General features: G+C 55.4%; 2 protein-coding genes. Both read right to left on the bottom strand.

Translation table 11 applies throughout. The features are described 5' to 3' along the window. Positions 1-71 precede the first annotated feature (71 nt). Complete coding sequence (locus ACQKDV_RS19240; protein WP_427785829.1) at positions 72-725, bottom strand: hypothetical protein; 654 nt, start codon at positions 723-725, stop codon at positions 72-74. A gap of 529 nt (positions 726-1254) precedes the next feature. Next, entirely contained in the window at positions 1255-1659 is a 405-nt protein-coding gene (locus tag ACQKDV_RS19235) for a DUF4189 domain-containing protein (RefSeq protein WP_427785830.1), read from the bottom strand. Between the last annotated feature and the right edge of the window lie 304 nt (positions 1660-1963).

Genomic DNA, 1963 nt, shown 5'->3' with positions numbered 1-1963 from the left:
TCGTCCGTCACTCTCGAACTGAGGGGCGCAATATGCGGCACTGGCCAGATCGGCGCTGACGTTCCTGCTCATTACATGTCCTTCCTTGGAGTTGCCGAAATACTAATTGAGAAATAATCGCTGCGCTGAGGCTCGGGCACACTCTCGATGAAGCCCTCCTCGCTTATGATGCTTGCCGGGTAAATTCCGTCGTCATCAAAGCGCCGTTGAATGTCTTTCTTTGCATGCAACGTATCTGAGACATCCTGCAAGGTTGTTGAAACCGAGAAATAGGTGAATGACTTGGTCGTCTCTGTTTCCAGAAATGCTCCTACCAACTCAACCTTCCACTTGCATACGCCCTTGCCGTAATAGTCCTTGCTCAGGACGCCGTCCCTGAAGAAGCTGCCCTTGAATGTGGTTTTGTCGATCTGTTGCAGCGGGATCTTGATCGTGTGTTCGTCCATGCCATAACGGACGCCCTCGAAGTTGTCGATGGGAGGTAAACAGGCCTCGTCCGTAACCTTGTAATTGACATAGGCGCTTGAGGCCTGGATGTCATCCGGCCCGTCACGCACGGTGAGGACAAGGTCGTACGGCTCCTTGGGTGAAGGATTCTTCTCGTACGGGGGAGGCGCGCGCTCTTTGCTTCCACACGCCGTCAGCAGCGGCAACGTCAGGAGCAAGGCATAAAGTGCCCGCGAGACACCAAGTGCACGGAACAGCTTCCCTTCAAGTTCCTTCATTATTCGGACCAGCATCCTCTAGTACTCAAAAGATACGGCCGCGGATGGGTGCTTTTTCAAATCGGCAAGACCTCATGGTCGAATGCGTGACGCCCATCACTTGTCAACATCCAGATTCAGGCAGTGAAGTCACCGCACGACGTTGGATGCGTCATCCGATTTCGGACTCGGCCACGCCTGCCAGGCATTGTGGAAGCAGGCTGGCAAGCCACAACTCTTGATTGCCTTCTTCCTTACTGCAGAAAGCGGCAGCGCCGCCTCGTCGATGACCGATCGGCCTTCAATGCCGCTGCCTGTCAGCGAGGTGACCGAGCGCTGGGCAACTACGCCTGGTCACTCTTGACCACCGGAACAGGATCGACCAGCGCGAAGATCAGACCCGCAGCATATTGGTCACAAATGCTGTCAGGCTGACGCCGGCAAATGACACCGGGGTGCTGCTCGGCATCAGGCCTACTTTGGCAAATGAAATCGACGAGGCAGCGATGAACCGGCCGCGTACTGCCCCAACCAGGATGAAGGTCGCATATCAGGGAAGCGCGCACCCTTCAGTAACAATCTTACAGTCGTCTCCACAAGCCTTCAGAGCCTTACGACGCCCCCACGGCAGGCCGCGATTAGAGGTCTGAATGATGCGATTACTGGGACCTGCGGCTACCAAGGCACATGTATTGAAGAAGGTCTCCATTGGAATGCAGTTCTTCGAGCCCTTCGCCTGACAGTCTGCGACTGCCAAGGCTTTTGCCTCATCCTCGGTCCGGCCATCAAAGGTTATACCCAGTGTGCGGTCATCACCTCTTGCCCACGCTCCCCATTTGACAGGGGGCGCCTTGGCATCACCCACGCCATGCCCTGGAAGATACACAGTGTTGTATTGGACTGACCCTGGCTGCTGTGCAGATGCTCCAGCCGATAAAAAGAGAGTAGATATCATGACAATCCTTGTAAGAGCACTCATCCCTTGATTCCCTTGTTGGCACTACCAGAACCGCCACCAGCATCATCCCGCAGTCGATAGGATGCAGACTGCCACACCGGCGAGGGCCATTTGCGACACCGCTACCATCGACCGATCACGCGGCAGGCGGAGATAAATGGCTGCAGGTATTTGACACCAGCAAAGCTACACGCCTCACCTCGACCATAGCGCCCACCCCTGATCAGGGCAACCTCGATTGACCCACTAACAGGCTGCTGAAATACCTCTCAGCTCGTAGACTACTTGAGTCGGAACATCA

The organism is Stenotrophomonas sp. NPDC077659 (assembly GCF_050268705.1).
In the GTDB taxonomy this organism is placed as follows: domain Bacteria; phylum Pseudomonadota; class Gammaproteobacteria; order Xanthomonadales; family Xanthomonadaceae; genus Stenotrophomonas.
Note: the sequence above shows the minus strand (reverse complement) of the source record. Positions and strands in the feature narration are given on the sequence as shown.